Annotated in this window: 11 protein-coding genes and 1 pseudogene; 8 read left to right on the top strand and 4 right to left on the bottom strand. The window is 71.9% G+C overall.

What is annotated here, in order from left to right; genetic code table 11:
* Positions 1 to 293 precede the first annotated feature (293 nt).
* Positions 294 to 2,793 (bottom strand): annotated as a pseudogene (locus tag A8W25_RS21170) (ABC transporter family substrate-binding protein).
* Positions 2,794 to 3,104: 311 nt separating this feature from the next.
* On the opposite strand from A8W25_RS21170, the gene A8W25_RS21165 reads away from it, so the two are divergent.
* The 4 genes from A8W25_RS21165 to A8W25_RS21150 are packed head-to-tail and all read left to right on the top strand — an operon-like array spanning position 3,105 to position 6,930.
* Positions 3,105 to 3,392: a hypothetical protein gene (locus A8W25_RS21165; RefSeq protein ID WP_067163658.1), complete on the top strand. Its 288-nt coding sequence runs from the start codon at positions 3,105 to 3,107 to the stop codon at positions 3,390 to 3,392.
* 21 nt (positions 3,393 to 3,413) lie between these two features.
* On the top strand, positions 3,414 to 4,232 hold the full coding sequence (locus tag A8W25_RS21160; protein ID WP_067163657.1) for a hypothetical protein: 819 nt from the start codon (positions 3,414 to 3,416) through the stop codon (positions 4,230 to 4,232).
* Positions 4,232 to 6,160 carry a fumarate reductase/succinate dehydrogenase flavoprotein subunit gene (locus A8W25_RS21155; RefSeq protein ID WP_067163655.1) on the top strand — a complete coding sequence of 643 codons (1,929 nt, stop codon included), beginning with the start codon at positions 4,232 to 4,234 and terminating at the stop codon, positions 6,158 to 6,160. The genes A8W25_RS21160 and A8W25_RS21155 overlap by 1 nt, the downstream gene beginning before the upstream one ends.
* Positions 6,157 to 6,930, top strand: a complete 774-nt coding sequence (locus A8W25_RS21150) for a succinate dehydrogenase/fumarate reductase iron-sulfur subunit (protein WP_067163653.1) — start codon at positions 6,157 to 6,159, stop codon at positions 6,928 to 6,930. Before A8W25_RS21155 ends, A8W25_RS21150 begins: the two co-directional genes overlap by 4 nt.
* Positions 6,931 to 7,008: 78 nt before the next feature.
* On the opposite strand, the gene A8W25_RS21145 is transcribed toward A8W25_RS21150, so the two are convergent.
* Complete coding sequence (locus A8W25_RS21145; RefSeq protein WP_107470767.1) at positions 7,009 to 7,962, bottom strand: glycosyl hydrolase family 18 protein; 954 nt, start codon at positions 7,960 to 7,962, stop codon at positions 7,009 to 7,011.
* 309 nt (positions 7,963 to 8,271) lie between these two features.
* Between A8W25_RS21145 and A8W25_RS33580 the strand changes: the two genes are divergently transcribed.
* Together A8W25_RS33580 and A8W25_RS21135 are read left to right on the top strand one after the other, a co-directional pair.
* Positions 8,272 to 10,308, top strand: coding sequence for a TPM domain-containing protein (locus A8W25_RS33580; RefSeq protein WP_234386518.1), 2,037 nt, complete (start codon positions 8,272 to 8,274; stop codon positions 10,306 to 10,308).
* Positions 10,309 to 10,739: 431 nt separating this feature from the next.
* On the top strand, positions 10,740 to 11,972 hold the full coding sequence (locus A8W25_RS21135; protein WP_067163649.1) for a GNAT family N-acetyltransferase: 1,233 nt from the start codon (positions 10,740 to 10,742) through the stop codon (positions 11,970 to 11,972).
* A 23-nt stretch (positions 11,973 to 11,995) separates the two neighbouring features.
* Here the strand turns inward: A8W25_RS21135 and A8W25_RS21130 are convergent, their stop codons facing one another.
* A complete protein-coding gene (locus tag A8W25_RS21130) occupies positions 11,996 to 13,765 on the bottom strand; it encodes a PIG-L family deacetylase (RefSeq protein ID WP_234386517.1) in 1,770 nt (589 codons plus the stop codon).
* Positions 13,766 to 14,125: 360 nt separating this feature from the next.
* Here A8W25_RS21130 and A8W25_RS21125 point away from each other — a divergent pair, with 360 nt between their 5' ends.
* Complete coding sequence (locus tag A8W25_RS21125; protein ID WP_067163646.1) at positions 14,126 to 14,446, top strand: hypothetical protein; 321 nt, start codon at positions 14,126 to 14,128, stop codon at positions 14,444 to 14,446.
* A gap of 98 nt (positions 14,447 to 14,544) precedes the next feature.
* Here A8W25_RS21125 and A8W25_RS21120 read toward each other — a convergent pair whose 3' ends face one another.
* Positions 14,545 to 15,246, bottom strand: coding sequence for an NAD(P)-dependent oxidoreductase (locus tag A8W25_RS21120; RefSeq protein WP_067163644.1), 702 nt, complete (start codon positions 15,244 to 15,246; stop codon positions 14,545 to 14,547).
* 125 nt (positions 15,247 to 15,371) lie between these two features.
* Between A8W25_RS21120 and A8W25_RS21115 the strand changes: the two genes are divergently transcribed.
* Positions 15,372 to 16,088, top strand: a complete 717-nt coding sequence (locus A8W25_RS21115) for a TetR/AcrR family transcriptional regulator (protein WP_067163642.1) — start codon at positions 15,372 to 15,374, stop codon at positions 16,086 to 16,088.
* The last annotated feature ends 19 nt before the right edge of the window (positions 16,089 to 16,107 follow it).

The following is a 16,107-nucleotide window of genomic DNA, read 5'->3' as shown; positions in this document are numbered from 1 at the left end:
TCTCTCGATCGGGAATCAGGCGTCAGACGGTCGAAGCCTCGTCCGCCCGCCGGGCGCGGACACGCCACGGCTAGTCCTATGGTACGGGGCTGGCGCGCCGGAGGCCTCCCGGGCCGAACCTATGATCGTTTCGCGGGGTGCGGGGAGCTGCGAGGAGCCCTGGTCGAGGCAGCCTCAAGGCCGGGTCAAGGGCAGGTACGACCTTGCCCGCCGGCGGACCGGCGGGCAAGGGACTTGAGCCAGTTCTGAGGTTCTGACCTGCTACTTCTCCAGACGATCGCTGATCACTTCTGCTACTTCTTCGGACCCTTCGGGGCGCTTTCCGCCTTCTTGAAGCCGATGTCCTGGAAGTACGGGGCGGCGAAGCCGAACGCTCCCGCATTGGCGACGTTGGGCTTCACCGCGACCAGCTGGGGGCGCTGGTAGAGGGGGATGGATCCGGCCGCCGCCCAGATCCGGGCGTCCGCCTTGCGCACCAGATCGCGGGCCTCGTCCTCGTCGAGCTCCCCGGCCGCCTGATCGAACAGCTGATCGATATGGTCGGTGCCGACCCGGGTGTAGTTCTGCTCCACGACCAGTGAGCCGTCCGAGGCGGGCTCCGGCTTGGCGAAGACCGGCCGGTCGTCGGTGGCCGGGTAGGCGGTGCCGGGCCAGGAGTAGAGCGCCAGGTCGAAGTCGCCCGAGGCGATGTGGTCCTTGAAGTAGCTGTCGTCGGCCACCTTGGAGATCTCGGTGCTGATCCCCACGGCCTTCAGCATCTGGGCGATCCGGTCGCCCACCGCCCGCAGCGACTCCGAGCCCGCGCCCGACGGCAGGACGAAGCGGAGGGTGAGCGGCTTGCCGTCCTTGCCGAGCGGGCCGCCCGCCGCGGGGGCGGCGGTGCCCTTGGGGGCGTACGCGCCGGGGGCGCCGCCCTTGTGCTGGGCCTCGGTGCGGCGGGCCCCCTCCCCCCCCCCCCGCCCCGCCGCGGTGGCCGTGGGCGGAGTCGTCCAGCGCGTCCGCCTGGCGCATCAGGGCGATCTCCTGGAGCGCGGCCGCGCGGGCCGGGGCGAGCACATGCGTGTCGGCGCCGGGGCCGGAGCCGCCGGGGCGGTTGTCGCCGGGCCGGTCGTCGCCGCCCGCCGCGTCCAGGCCGTCCTCGGAGGAGGCCGCGGGCCTCCCCCCGTCCGCGTAGTAGGGACCCTCGCCGACCCTCGCGCCGCCCAGGACGTACAGATCGGGGCCCGGCCGGACCCTTCTGCCCTTGTCGTCGCCGACGATGTACGTGCCGTCGTCGTTCGAGCCGCCGTCCCCGGCGCTCTCCCGCTTGGCGTCGTCGTCCGCGTTGGCGCCGGACGCCTTGCTGCCCGCCTTGGTCGTGCCGGGCTTCTGCCGGGCGCCGCCCGGGGTCCAGCCCGCGTCCCCGAGCAGGGCCTGCGCCTCGTGGGTGTCCTGGCCGCCGAGCGCGTCGCTGTTGTCGGCGTACGCGGGCTGGCCCGCCAGCGCCAGATGGCTGCCGGGCGGCCGGGCGGGCAGCCCGAGCGGCTTGAGCACGATCTCCGCGAGCTCCTGGCGGTCCAGCGCCCGGGCCACCGCCCGGCGCACCCGTTCGTCGGCGAGCGGGCCGGAGCTGCCGTTGAGGGCGAGCTGGGTGTAGGCGGGCTCAAGGGACTTGCGGATGGTGAGCCCCGCGAGCCCCTCCTGCTCGTCCGCGTACCGCTCGACGGCCTCGCGGGTCTGCCTGCGCGCCCGCACCTCGCTCTCGGCCCGCTCCTCGTCGGAGCCGTGCGCGATCGCCCAGGAGCGCAGCGCGGAGGCCGGGGTGATGGCGGAGCCGGGGCCGTGCGTGAGCCCGGGGCCGTCGTTGCCCCGGCCCGCGCCCTTGTCGCGCCCGGCCAGGGTGATGCGGTCGGCGGCGGACCGGTCGATCTCGGCCACGTCCAGGCTGCCCTCGGCGAGGGCGGCAACCCGCTTGTCGCGCGGCACGGCCCGGAGGACCAGTTCGTCGAGCTTGCTCGGACGGCCCCACCAGCGCGGGTTGCGGGCCAGGGTGAAGGTGCCCTTGTCGCGGTCCGACGCCTTCAGGAGAAACGGTCCTGCGGTGGCCTTCAGCTTGGTGCGGGCGCCGTCGTTGAAGGCGTCCGGGGTACCGGTGACGTCCTTCGGGTAGAGCGGGCTGAACAGGGCGCGCCAGTCCGCGTACGGCTTGGCGAAGGTGACCTTGACCTCCAGGTCGTTGGCGCCCTTCTCGATCTTCTCGATCCGCTCGTACCCGGCGTTGCGCGCGGTCCAGTACGCCGTGTCGCGGCCGCTCAGCGCGCGCCACTGGGCGACGAAGTCGGGTGCGCCGACCTCCCGGCCGTCGCTCCACACCGCCTTCTGGTTCAGCTTGTAGAGCACGACCTGCTTGGGCTCGCGCTGCACGATCTCCGCGCGCTCCAGATAGTCCGGGTTGCGCTGCGGGCGGCCGCGTTCGTCCAGGGTGAAGAGGGACGGCAGCACCGCGCCGGTGATCCGGGTGGTGGCGGCGTCGGCGTCGGCCTGGAAGACGTTGAGCGTCTGGGGCAGCGCGTCGACGGCCCAGCGCAGGGTGCCCCCGTCGGCGATCTGGGGCCGGGCCGCCGCACCGATGTCCTGGGGGGCGGTGACCGTGCCGGCCTCGTCGTCACCCGAGGAGCAGCCGGCCAGTGCGGGCAGCGCCAGCACACCGGAGGTGAGGAGCGCGACGGACCGGAGCGACGCGGCGGTGCGGATCGCGGCGACGGTGCGGACCGCCCGGGATGCCCTCCCGCGCTGGACGCCGACGTGGGGCATGTTTGTACCTCTTCGTCAGTTTTTGTTTGCTTGGTGGCATTTCGCGATGATCACACGTATTGCCCACTCACTGAAGAGGACGGCGCCCCCGCCCGTACGGCGACACGGCGCGGCGGCGGCCGGATCCCACCCGTGCGGCGCAATGACGGCGCGTACGGGTCGGTGTGCGCCCCCGGAACCCGGTGCACACACCTTCACAATCACCGAAGTGACGCGCGACACTCTCAGGCGCATGACCTTTCGGGGGGATCCGGAGGTCGCCCTCCGGAATGACCGGTCACCGCCCGCCACTGCGGAAGGTAGGGCACGTCATGTCCCTGCAGGACGAGTTGACGGCAGTTCAGCGCTGTCTCGACGACCTGGTCAGGTCGGTGGGGCGGCTGGAGAAACAGGTCGGCGACGACGGCCTGGACATCCGCCGGATACGGACCGACACCGACCATCTGCGCGAGAGCGTCGCGCTGCTGCGCCAGACCGCCGCCCCGGCCGTCGAGCCACGCCCCGACCTGGTCACCATCCCGGACACGCCGTACGACACCTCCTTGTGGACGGACTCGGACGACGAAGGTCTGGGCGCCCGCGACCGGCGCGCCCCCTGACTCACGCGACTGGAGCCACTGTTGGCCACAGGCACCGAACCCCAACCGCTCACCGGCGTTCACGACGCCTCGCGCGCCGCCATCGCGCCCCGCCATCTGCGCACCGACCGCTGGTGGCTGGCGCCCGCCGTGACCGCCGCCGGACTGCTCGCCTTCGTCGTCTACTCGACCTGGCGGGCCTTCGTGAACGACGACTACTACGCCGCTCCGTACGTCTCGCCGTTCTACTCGCCGTGTGTCTCCGACAACTGCGTCCCGATGCGCGGCGGCCCGAACGCCGATCTGATCGGCAGCTGGTGGGGCCTCTCCCCCGCCCTGCTGATCCTGATCTTCCCGCTCGCCTTCCGCGGCACCTGCTACTACTACCGCAAGGCCTACTACCGGGGCTTCTGGGCCTCGCCGCCCGCCTGCGCGGTGGCCGAGCCGCACAAGAAGTACTCGGGCGAGACCCGCTTCCCGCTCATCATCCAGAACATCCACCGGTACACGTTCTACTTCGCGCTGCCGGTCGCCGCGTTCCTCACGTACGACGCGGTGCTCGCCTACCGCGACGAGCACTACCGGTGGGGCCATATGGGCCTCGGCACCCTGATCTTCACCGTCAACATCGTGCTGATCTGGGCGTACACCCTCTCCTGCCACTCCTGCCGGCACATCGTCGGCGGCAAGCTGCGGCACTTCTCCAAGCATCCGGTGCGCTACCGGCTGTGGGGCTGGGCCGGAAAGCTGAACCAGCATCACATGCTGCTCGCCTGGGCCTCGTTGATCAGTGTCTCGCTGGCCGACCTGTACGTGTACTTCCTCGCCACCGGGGCGTTCGACGATCCGAGGTTCTTCTGATGACGCAGCTCGAACGGCAGCAGTGGGACGTGGTCGTGGTGGGCGCGGGCGGTGCGGGACTGCGGGCCGCCATCGAGGCCCGGGAGCAGGGCGCCCGCACCGCGGTGATCTGCAAGTCCCTCTTCGGCAAGGCCCACACGGTGATGGCCGAGGGCGGCATCGCCGCCTCCATGGGCAACGTGAACTCCGGGGACAACTGGCAGGTCCACTTCCGCGACACCATGCGCGGCGGCAAGTTCCTCAACCAGTGGCGGATGGCCGAGCTCCACGCGCGCGAGGCGCCCGACCGGGTGTGGGAGCTGGAGACCTGGGGCGCCCTGTTCGACCGTACGCCCGACGGCCGGATCTCCCAGCGCAACTTCGGCGGCCACGAGTACCCGCGCCTGGCCCATGTGGGCGACCGCACCGGCCTGGAGCTCATCCGCACCCTCCAGCAGAAGATCGTCTCGCTCCAGCAGGACGACAAGCGCGAGTTCGGCGACTACGAGGCCCGTCTGAAGGTCTTCCAGGAGTGCACCGTCACCCGCGTCCTCAAAGAAGACGACCGCGTCTCGGGCGCGTTCTGCTACGAGCGCGAGTCCGGCCGGTTCTTCGTCCTGGAGGCCCCGGCCGTGGTCCTGGCGACCGGCGGCATCGGCAAGTCCTTCAAAGTGACCTCCAACTCCTGGGAGTACACCGGAGACGGCCACGCGCTCGCGCTGCTCGCCGGGGCACCGCTGCTGAACATGGAGTTCGTGCAGTTCCACCCCACCGGCATGGTCTGGCCGCCGTCGGTCAAGGGCATCCTCGTCACCGAGTCCGTCCGCGGTGACGGCGGCGTGCTGCGCAACTCCGAGGGCAAGCGCTTCATGTTCGACTACGTGCCGGACGTCTTCAAGGAGAAGTACGCGGAGTCCGAGGCGGAGGGCGACCGCTGGTACGAGGACCCGGACCACAACCGCCGCCCGCCCGAGCTGCTCCCGCGCGACGAGGTCGCCCGCGCCATCAACTCCGAGGTGAAGGCGGGCCGGGGCTCGCCGCACGGCGGCGTCTTCCTGGACGTGTCGACCCGGATGCCCGCCGAGGTCATCCGGCGACGGCTGCCCTCCATGCACCACCAGTTCAAGGAGCTGGCCGACGTCGACATCACGGCCGAGCCGATGGAGGTCGGCCCGACCTGTCACTACGTGATGGGCGGCATCGCCGTCGACTCGGACACCGCCGCCGCACGCGGGGTGCCCGGCCTTTTCGCGGCGGGCGAGGTGGCCGGCGGGATGCACGGCTCCAACCGCCTCGGCGGCAACTCCCTCTCCGACCTGCTGGTCTTCGGCCGCCGTGCGGGGCTGCACGCCGCCGAGTACGCCTCGGCCCTGGCCGGCGCGCGCCCGGCCGTCGACGAGGCCCAGGTGGACCTGGCGGCGGCGGAGGCGCTGCGGCCGTTCAGTGCCGAGCCGCAGGAGGGCGCGGCGCCGGAGAACCCGTACACCCTCCACCAGGAGCTCCAGCAGGCCATGAACGACCTGGTCGGCATCATCCGCCGGGACGCGGAGATGCGGCAGGCCCTGGAGAAGCTGGCCGAGCTGCGCGTACGGGCCCGGCGGGCCGGGGTGGAGGGGCACCGCCAGTTCAACCCGGGCTGGCACCTCGCCCTCGACCTGCGGAACATGCTCCTGGTCAGCGAGTGCGTGGCACGCGCGGCCCTGGAGCGCACCGAGAGCCGGGGCGGCCACACCCGCGAGGACTGGCCCGCGATGGACCGGGGCTGGCGCCGCGCCAACCTGCTGTGCCGGCTCGCCGACCCCACGGGCGGCCTCGCGGCCACCGACCCGGTGCGGGGCCAGATCCGGCTCGAACGCGCAGAGACCGAACCCATCCGTGCCGACCTGCTCGCCCTCTTCGAGAAAGAGGAGCTGGTCAAGTACCTCGCCGAAGAGGAGCTCTACGAGTGACCACGTATGACGCGAGCTTCCGGGTCTGGCGGGGCGACACCGGCGGCGGCGCCCTCAAGGACTTCACGGTCGAGGTGAACGAGGGCGAGGTCGTCCTCGACATCATCCACCGCCTCCAGGCGACCCAGGCCCCGGACCTGGCGGTGCGCTGGAACTGCAAGGCGGGCAAGTGCGGTTCGTGCTCGGCGGAGATCAACGGACGGCCGAGGCTGCTGTGCATGACCCGGATGTCGGTCTTCACGCGCGAGGAGACGATCACGGTCACCCCGCTGCGGGCGTTCCCGGTCGTCCGCGACCTGGTGACCGACGTCACCTTCAACTACGAGAAGGCGCGGGAAGTTCCCGCCTTCGTCCCTCCGAAGGGGGTCGCGGCGGGTGAGTACCGGATGCAGCAGATCGACGTGGAGCGCTCACAGGAGTTCCGCAAGTGCATCGAGTGCTTCCTGTGCCAGGACACCTGCCATGTGGTGCGCGACCACGAGGAGAACAAGGCCGCCTTCGCGGGCCCGCGCTTCCTGATGCGGATCGCGGAGCTGGACATGCACCCGCTGGACTCGGCCGGCGAGACGGGCCTGGACCGCAAGGCCACCGCCCAGGACGAGCACGGCCTGGGCTACTGCAACATCACCAAGTGCTGCACGGAGGTCTGCCCCGAGCACATCAAGATCACCGACAATGCGCTGATCCCGCTCAAGGAGCGGGCGGTGGACCGCAAGTACGACCCGCTGGTCTGGCTCGGCAACAAGATCGGGCGCCGGTCCGGGAGTTAGGCGCGGCGCGGACACGGCGGCGGGGCCCGGCATCAGTGGATGCCGGGCCCCGCCGCCGTACCGCCGTACCGCCGTGCCTCAGTTCCAGTCCTTGTCGTACGCGGCCCAGTCGCGGTCGCGCGCGGTGAAGTCGACGTAGAGGGCCACGCCGAAGTGCTCGCGGTGGCGGTCGGTACGGCCCAGGCCGAGCCGTACACCGCGCACGGCCGCCTTGACCGTCTCGGCCGAGGCGTGGTGGCCCATGGTCTCCGCCTGGAAGAAGGGCAGTCCCATCAGCAGATCGGTGTCCTTGGGCGTCACCTCCAGCGCCAGCGCCGCCTGCTGGGCGACATAGCCGCCGTACAGGGACTCCAGCGGCATCGAGGTGTCGTACGACATGACGGCGATCTGGTCGACGCGCTTGGCCACCTGCCCGAAGTACGCCTGCGACCACCACTTGGGGTGCCCGGCGATCCTGCGGGCGGCGGAGTGCAGCTTGGGCACCGGGTCGATCTGGTGCGCGGCGACCGACAGCGTCGCGTGCCCCGCGCGCGTGACGGGCCGTACCGCGTCGAGCAGTTCGAGGAAGTGCCGGTTGCCCGAGGGCATCGGCTCCAGGTCGAAGTGGACGCCGTCGAACCCGCCGCCCGCCAGGACCTGGCGGGAGGAGTCGACCATCGCGGCGCGGGTGGCCGGGCGCTCCAGACGCAGCCCCCTGGGGGACTCGGTGGCGAGCTTGTCGCCGAGCCAGGCCTGCACGCGCACGCCGGGCAGCCTGCGGTGCACGCCGTCGACCAGCCAGCGCGCCTTGGGGTAGCGGGCCGCGGGCAGCGTCCCGTCGTGCTCCAGGGGTCCGGCGTGGACGTACAGGTCGCGTATCCCCGTCTCCCGTACGCGCGCGGCGAAGGTGTCCAGGTCGGCCTCGCCCTTGCGGCCGTCGACCCAGGCGTGGCCGAGCCAGATGGCGTCCCGGCCGCGCGTCCTGGTGCCGTCGCCGGGGTCGCCCGCGTAGCTGCTGCGCAGCGCGACCGCGCCGACCACCATGGGCGCCATGACGAGGAGCACGGCCGCCAGCGCGGCACGCCGCACCCACGTCCGTGCCGGGCGCCGGAACCACCGGCGCAGGCCCTCGACTCCGGCCGATATTGCTGTCCGCACTAGTACCCCTGACTGTCAGTGTGCCGTGGAAGTATGACCTCCCGGTGGCGTGGCGCCTAACGAACGGGCCGTGGATTCCCCGGGTCGGCGGCGCCCGTCCGGTCGCGGAGCGGCAGATACCGCCATACGCTCACAAATGTGACGCCGTGTGTCAGTCGCACCGGGCCCCGCACAGCCGTCCGGGCCGTCCGGGCCCTCGTGGCCGTGCTGCTGGCCACGTGCTGGACCGCACTGCCCGGCGCGACCTCCGCGCGGGCGGAGGACCCGGTGACCCTCACCGCGAGCGGGTGGATCACCGATCGCGCGCACGCGCTGGGCGACCGCGCGCCCGAGGTGGCCGCCGCGCTCGACCGCCTCCACGAGGACCGCCTCGTCCAGCTCTTCGCCGTGTACGTGGACGACTTCTCCGGCCGCACCGCCCAGAACTGGGCCGACACCACCGCGCAGCAGAACGGGCTCGGCCGCGACGACGTCCTGCTGGCCGTGGCCACCGGCACCCGGCAGTACGCGTACTCGGTCGACCAGGACTTCCGGCTCAGCGACCAGGTGCTGGGCGAAGTGGCCCGCGAGTCGGCCGAGCCCGCGCTGCGGCGCGGCGACTGGGCCGGGGCCGCGATCGGCACGGCCGAGGGTCTGGACACCGCCCTGGCCGAGCCCGGCCGGCGCGACGGCTCGGTCTCGGCGAGCGACTACGTCCTGCCCGTCGCCGTCCTCGTCGCCGCGGGCGCGGTCGGCGCCTACGCGTACGCGCGCAGGAAGCGGCGGTCCGCCACCCGGACGACACCGGCGAGCACCCAGGGCGCGGGCGCGCAGGGCGCGGGCCGGGACGGTGCCGCGCCGCAGGACCTCGACGCGCTGGAGGCCGAGGCGGACCGGACCCTGGTCGCCACCGACGACGCCATTCGTACGAGTGACGAGGAACTGGGTTTCGCCGTCGCCCAGTTCGGGGAGACGGCGACCCGGCCCTTCGCGCGGGCCGTCGCGTACGCCGGGTCCGAGCTGGCCACCGCGTTCCGGCTGCGCCAGCAGCTCGATGACGACCCACCGCCGGAGGGGCTCGCCCTGCCGGAGGGGCCCGCCCCGCCCGACGAGCCCGAACTGCCGGAGGAGGGCGGCGAGGCGCGGCGGCGGATGCTGTGGGAGATCATCTCGCGCTGCGCGGAGGCCGGCCGGCGCCTCGACGCCGAGTCGGAGGCCTTCGACGCGCTGCGCGCCCTGGAGCGCGACACCCCGCGTGCGCTCCAAGCCGTCGAGACGGCCTTCCGTACGCTCACCGGACGCACGGCCGCGGCGGACTCGACCCTGACCGCACTGCGCCAGCGGTACGCGGACTCCGCGACCGCGCCCGTCTCGGGCCATGTCGAGGAGGCCAAGGAGCACCTGGTCTCCGCCACGGCCTCACTCAACGCGGCCCACCAGGCCGTCGACGCGGAGGACCGGGGCGAGGCCGCGGCCCAACTGCGCGCCGCCGAGACCGCCGTCACCCGGGCGACCACGCTGGTGGACGCGGTGGACCGCCGCGCCCACGAACTCACGGCCGCGGTGGAACGCTTGCCGGAGGCTGTCGCCGCGACCGAGGCGCTGCTGACGGAGGCGGGGGCGACTCCGGCAGGAGCCCCTACCGCCGCCACGGACACCGCCCTCCCCCCACCCCACCCCCCCTCCGCTAGGAGTGAACCAGCATGGGCATCAAGGACGAGATGCAGGCCAAGGCCCAGCAGGCCAAGGAGAAGCTGCAGGGCAAGCAGGACGAGTCTAGGCAGCGCGGCCAGAGCGAGCAGGAGCGCCTCCGCCAGCGCGCCGACGAGGCCCGCCAGCAGGGCCAGCGGTCCTTCGACGACATCCAGGACGAGATGGACGACCGCACCTGACGTCCCGGCGTCCCAGTCCGCCGGCACTGATCTGGACTCAGAGGCGCGAACCCGCCTCCGTGGCCGCCTCCAGGACGCCCGCACGGGCGGCCGTACGGTCGTCGTCGGCGCGCGCGTACTGGACGTGGACCACGACGTTGCTGCGGCGGAAGGTGATCTCGGCGGTGACGGAGCCGCCGAGATCCCTGCGGAAGCGCAGATACGCCTCGTCACCGATGCCCCGCAACGGCTGGACCGAGTCCCTCTCCCAGCCCAACTCCTCGTCCCGGGAGGACCGGAAGCCCTCCTTCGCCCCGGCCACGTAGGTACGGAAGGCGAGCACGTGGATCCATGGGCTGGTCCGCGAAGAACCCTTCTTCTTCGGCGTTGACCAGGTACAGATCTCCTTCTGGCCCGGCCGCTCACCCAGGTTCTCCGGCACCAGCCGGTGAACCGTCTCTCCGGATATCAGCCCGCAGGCGCGCGGTGCCGCGTCGAACACCCCCTTGCGTGCGTGGTCCCACGCCCGATAGCCGACGACGGCACCGATGAGGGCTACGACAACCGCGGCGAGGGCGAGGAGCGGGACGAGGCGCAAGGAGGATCTTGATGGTGTGGTCACGCGCGCAGACTAGATCAAGGGGGAGGCTACGACGACAGGTCGTGGACCGCGCCCGCCTCGACGGCGCCGGGTACGAAGCACAGCACGGATGCCGGGTCGGCCGAAGGGTAATTCGCTTGACCTGACCGCACGGCAACGCTGCACTGTGGCGGGACACCACACGTCGTGGTGCCGGTATCTCGGGGAGACAGTGGCAGCAGATGGAGATCCGTCCCACCACCGACCAGGACTTCGACCTTTTCGTCGACACGCTCCACGCCCCGTTCGCGCGCTTCCCGGCGACCCCGGCCGAGGGCGTCGGGGCCTGGTGGTCGGCGCTCGAAATGGATCGCGGCCTGTTCGCCGTCGCGGCGGACGGGCGGCCCATCGGCACCACCGGCTCGTACTCCTTCGAGCTCACCCTGCCCGGTGAGATCCTCGTCCCGGCCGCCGGGGTGACCGCCGTCGGTGTGCTGCCCTCACACCGACGCCAGGGCGTGCTCAGCGCCATGATGCGGCATCAGGTCGCCGAGCTCCGGGCCCGAGGGGAGTTCGTCTCCGTACTGCTGGCCTCCGAGGCGCTGATCTACCGCAGGTTCGGCTACGGACCGGCCACCTACACGCAGCGGATCACCGTGCCGCGCCACCAGGCGACCCTCGCCGTTCCCCGGGCACGCGCGACGGCCGACGCCCCGGCGACCGGTTCGGACACCGGCTCGGTCGAGCTGCTGCGGCGCGCCGAGTGCGGCGAGATCCTGGAAGAGGTCTACGACCGGTACCGCCGCGCGCAGCCCGGCGCGCTGTCGCGGCCGCACCGCTGGTGGGCGCTGGGCGCGGGACAGCCCCCGGTCTCGGCGGCGGCGCGCTTCATCGCCCTCCACCGCGACGCCGACGGAGTGCCGGACGCGTACGCCAGTTACTCGCTCCACGAGCCCGACACCTTGACGGTCGACGAGACCATCGCCACCGACGACGCCGCCTGGACGGCCCTGGCCCGGTTCGTGCTCGGACACGACATGGTCAAACACATCGTCTTCAAGCACGTCCCGCCCGAGCACCCGCTGCGCTGGCAGCTCGAGGACTTCCGTGCCGGCGCGGTGAGCAACGACACCGACTGGCTCTGGGTGCGGCTGCTCGACATCCCGCGTGCGCTGACCGCACGCGGCTACTTCACGGACGGCGAGCTGGTCCTCGACGTCGACGACCCCTTCCTCGGCGAGCACGGCCGCTACCTGCTGACCGTCCAGGACAGCAAGGCCGACTGCGTCCCCACGGACCGCGAGCCCGACCTGTCCCTGGACATCAGCGACCTCGGCTCCCTCTACCTCGGCGGCACCGCCCCGAGCACACTCGTACGAGCCGGACACATCCGGGCCCACCGCCCGGGCGCGGCCGCCCTCGCCGACGCCCTCTTCCGCGCCGAGCGCCCCCCGCACTGCCTGCACTGGTTCTGACGCACGCTCACCGCCCCGGCACCTCACCGCACTCCGGGCCGCCGCCCGCGAGGGCCGCCCGCGAGGGGGACGCCGGTGCGTCGGGCCTGTTCCAGGGATGCCTTGGAGTCGGTGCTTCGGGCTGCCTCCTGCGGGATCCGGGCGGGCCGCGCCGGGTGATCGGGCGGCGGGACGTATCCGGGCAGGCGCAGGGTGCCCCAGACGTAGGGGTCGGCCTGGGCGCTGCCGAAGGGGGACCAGGCCAGGCGCGTCTGACCGGTCCGGTCCGCGGTGTCGGAGTCGTAGAGGAGGACGTTGACGGCGAGGCGGTCGGGGTCGACGGGGGCGGGCAGGCCGACGAGCGGAATCCTGACCTCCACCGAGTAGCCCCGGTACGGAGCGGTCATGGACGAGGCGACGGCCATGCCCGGGGCGGTACTGCTCGCGGGTCCCTGCCAGTTGTCCGCGTCGCGCTCCGCGCAGGGTCGGTCGCCATCCTTGGTGAAGGGCAGGATGCCGGTCTTGAAGGTGGTCGAGGTGTCGTCGGAGTGGCCTCGCGGGTCGAGGGCGATCTCGACGGCGTCGGTCCGCCAGTGGCGTTTGCAGTCGGCCACGGCGTCCAGCGCGTACCCCTTGACGTCATCCGTGGCGCGGATGAACACGTACAGGTCATCCCCAAGGCGCGAGAAGCGGACGTCTGCCGCGCAGTCCTTCTCGTCGGCGCATCGCGCGCCCTCCCAGTGGGTGAGCCGCAGTGCCGGGCCGGGGTACTCGCGCGGTCCCGCGATGCCGTCCACGACGGGAGACTCGACCACCGCGGGCACATCCGTGGAGGGGTTGGCCGGATACTCGGGCTGGGCGTCATGGGCGAGCCACGGCATCCGCATCCGCCGCGCCCAGGCGCCGAAGTCGGCGTACAGCGGGCGCAGGCCCAGCTGGTCGCGTGTCGCCGGGGCTTGTGGGGTGCTGCTGTCGGCCAGGACGGTGAACCACTCGCAGGGCAGTCTGTCCCGCGGGGTGTCCACCTTGGGCGGCAGGGAAGCGAACCCCTGGGTGACGTACTCGCGGGCGGCGTCCCGCTCGATCTGGGCCCACGTCCTGCCTGGATGTCTACGGGATATCGTACCGGTCCACACACCGATGACGGGAAGGCCGGTGTGCGGGTCCCCGGCCTGGTGGCTGCCGCACTTCTGCCCCACGGGCCCCTGGAATCCCCCGTTCTGGGCGAGCAGTCGGGAAGGCTTCCAGGCCGGGTACCCCTCCCGCGTGATCTGCTCGGGGAACGCCGTCGGGTCACCGGCGATCCGGAAGGCCTCGACGGCCAGACGCGCCGCCTCCTGATGTCCTCCGTGCTGGTGGAACGGGCGCGGGTCCATGACCACCACCTCCCGCGGAGTGGTCGCCCGGATCAGCCGGACGAGCCGCGAAAGGGTGTCCGTCGGCGGCTGCGGCGGCGGGTTCCAGACCCCGGCGGTCAGCGGAGCCGACAGTGTGTACCAGAAGTCCGGCTTGTCGAGGTAGAAGACATTGCGGATGCCGGCCCGCCGGACGGCCCTGCGCTCCTCGCCCTCACGGATCAGGCCGAGCGCGGCGCCCTCCTGGGTACCGACAGCGTTCCCGCCGCCCTCACCCCGGGTGACGGTGACGACACCCGTGCTCAGCCCCCGCCGCTCCCCCCACTGACCGAACGCGGCCAGGGACGAGGACTCGTCATCCGGATGGGCTCCGACGAACAGGACGTCGGTGTGCGCCGGATCCGCCCTTCCCGAGGAGGAGGCGATCGACGCCGGACCCACCCGTGCTGTGTCTGCCACGCCAGGCAACACGCTCCCGACCACACCGAGCGCCGCACACCCCGCCCACAGCGCATGTCGAAGTCCGCATCGCAGCAAGGCAGCCCCTCCCTGTCCCGGCCAGTGTGCGACGAGCGGCGCCTCATGTCACCAGCGCCCGCACGCCATCGGGCCAGCCTGCCGGACCGCGGGTGCCTCTTCTCGTTTTCACCCGCGCGAGGTCGAGCCGCCTGCCGCGCGGCCCCGTGGTGCGAGCGGCACGGCAGCGACGGCAGGGGCGTCCGAGGCGGACGCACAGCCGTCAAGGGCCGAGTGCGGGACGCGCCACCATTCGGGTGACGATCACCCAACACAGCGGCCCGACAGGGTAGTTGTAGGCAAGTGATCACACGTACCTGGTGGCGTCGAGCCGCCGCCACCGCCACCGTCCTGTGCCTGTCGGCCACCCTCGCCCCCGGCGCCCAGGCGGCCACCGGCGACTTCACCTATGTCAACGTGAACGACGACGACTTCACCCTCCACAACCCGGAGAGCGGTGAGTGCCTCCTCCTGGTCAGCGGGGCGAAGAGCGCGACCAACGGCACCGGCGGCAGGGCAGTCCTGTTCGCCGACCAAGGCTGTGAAGAGCCGCTCGGCGTCATGGCGCGCGGCACTTCGAGCCGCTTCATTGCCCGTGTCCCGCACAGCGTCAGGTTCGACTGAATCAGCCGCCCGCACGCCCCAGTGCCGAGCAGCTGCGGGAACGAGCCTCTTACTGCCGTTTCGGCCTAGCGAACGGCTGACTGCCGACGCGGGCGGGTTCAGTAACCGATCGTGAAGCGGCGCTGGACGAAGCGGGGCAGTTCCGTTTCGTCCAGCAGGGCGACGGCCGCGTCCTCCGCGGAGATACGGCTGAGTCCGGCGGCGTCGCGGACCAGTTGGTCGGTGCCGATCCGGAACCGGCCGGTGCGCTCTCCGGGGGCGATGTCCTCGGCGGGGCTGAAGTAGGTCCAGAGCCGGTTCGACGTACGCAGGACGTTCAGGCCGTCCCGGGCCCCGCGTGCCGCCGCCGCGTACTCACGGGGCAGTCCGAGCCCGTCGAGGGTCTCGTGCATCTGGTCCTCGTTGTCGGCCAGCACCGCTCCGGGCTCCGTCTCCAGGCTGCCGGCGCCGCCGATCACGATCAGCCGGGTCCTGGGGTGGCTCTCCAGGGCCTTGATCAGTGCCCGGGCGGCGGTGGCGTGCACCGTGGGGTCGGCGATGGAACGCCGGACGGTGTCCGCGAAGTCCTTGGACGCGTTGCCCGGCTGGAATCCGCTGATCAGTACGTCCAGGCCGGGCAGGATGGCGGCGATGCTCTGGGGATCGAGGATGTCGACGCTCTCCCAAGTGACGTTCGCACGGCTCTCGTTGATCTGTGAGGCGTCGCGGCTGAGCGCCCGGATGTGGTGCCCCCGGCCGAGTGCCTCCGTGACGACCCGGCTGCCGATGGTGCCGGTGGCACCGATCACTCCGATGTGCATGGTTCTCCCCTGTTTCTCATGCCCGGACATGACGGCTGCCGCCGCATGTCCGAACGCCGTGCGAAAACTATACGGTGTGAAGTTTCTACACGGCAATCACTACCGTGACGCTGTAGAGTGACCGCATGGCAGAAACCGGGACCAGAGGGCGGCGTGAGCGGCTGCGCGCCGAGACGACGGCCGAAATCAAGCGCGTGGCACTGGAGTTGATGGCCTCGGGCGGACCCGGCGCGATCACGCTGCGCGCCATCGCCCGCGAGATGGGTATGACCGCCAACGCCATCTACGGCTATTTCGCCACCCGCGACGACCTGGTCACCGCGCTCATCAACGACGTGTACACCTCGCTCGCCGACGCTGTCGACGCCGCTTGGGGCGCCGCCCCCGCCGAGGACCCGGCCGACCGGATCCAGGTGTGGGCCCAGGCCTTCCGAGGCTGGGCACTGGCCAACCCCGAAGGCTTCCGCCTCATCTACGGCGACCCCGTACCCGGCTACATCGCCCCCGAGGGCGGCGCCGCACCGGACGCCGCGCAGCGTGTCTGCACGGGTCTGACCGCCCTGGCGGCGGCCGCCTGGCCGCGCGCCCAGCACCTCTACGCGGACAGCGACTTCCAGTGGTCCGACTTCGACGCGGGGCTCCTCGACAAGGTCCGCCCCGCCTTCCCGGACCTCCCCCCTGCCGCCGTGGCACTCGCCCTGCGGATCTGGGGCCATCTGCACGGCCTGGTATCACTGGAGATCTACGGCCACCTGCACACCCAGACCGTGAGCCCGGACAAACTCTTCCGCGAGGAACTGACCCAGCTCGTCAGGGCATGGGGGCTCACGCCGAGCAAGTGACGAGTCCGGGAGACCGCAC

The organism is Streptomyces sp. ERV7, assembly GCF_001653515.1.
Taxonomy (GTDB): Bacteria; Actinomycetota; Actinomycetes; order Streptomycetales; family Streptomycetaceae; genus Streptomyces.
The sequence above is the reverse complement of the archived record's forward strand: the minus strand, read 5'-3'. Positions and strand labels throughout refer to the sequence as shown.

Excerpts from the sequence above, each read along its gene's own strand:
- A8W25_RS21165 (WP_067163658.1), top strand. The coding sequence starts at position 3,105 with ATGTCCCTGCAGGACGAGTTGACGGCAGTTCAGCGCTGTCTCGACGAC.
- A8W25_RS21155 (WP_067163655.1), top strand. The coding sequence starts at position 4,232 with ATGACGCAGCTCGAACGGCAGCAGTGGGACGTGGTCGTGGTGGGCGCG.
- A8W25_RS21145 (WP_107470767.1), bottom strand. The coding sequence starts at position 7,962 with ATGGCGCCCATGGTGGTCGGCGCGGTCGCGCTGCGCAGCAGCTACGCG.
- A8W25_RS21135 (WP_067163649.1), top strand. The coding sequence starts at position 10,740 with ATGGAGATCCGTCCCACCACCGACCAGGACTTCGACCTTTTCGTCGAC.
- A8W25_RS21120 (WP_067163644.1), bottom strand. The coding sequence starts at position 15,246 with ATGCACATCGGAGTGATCGGTGCCACCGGCACCATCGGCAGCCGGGTC.
- A8W25_RS21115 (WP_067163642.1), top strand. The coding sequence starts at position 15,372 with ATGGCAGAAACCGGGACCAGAGGGCGGCGTGAGCGGCTGCGCGCCGAG.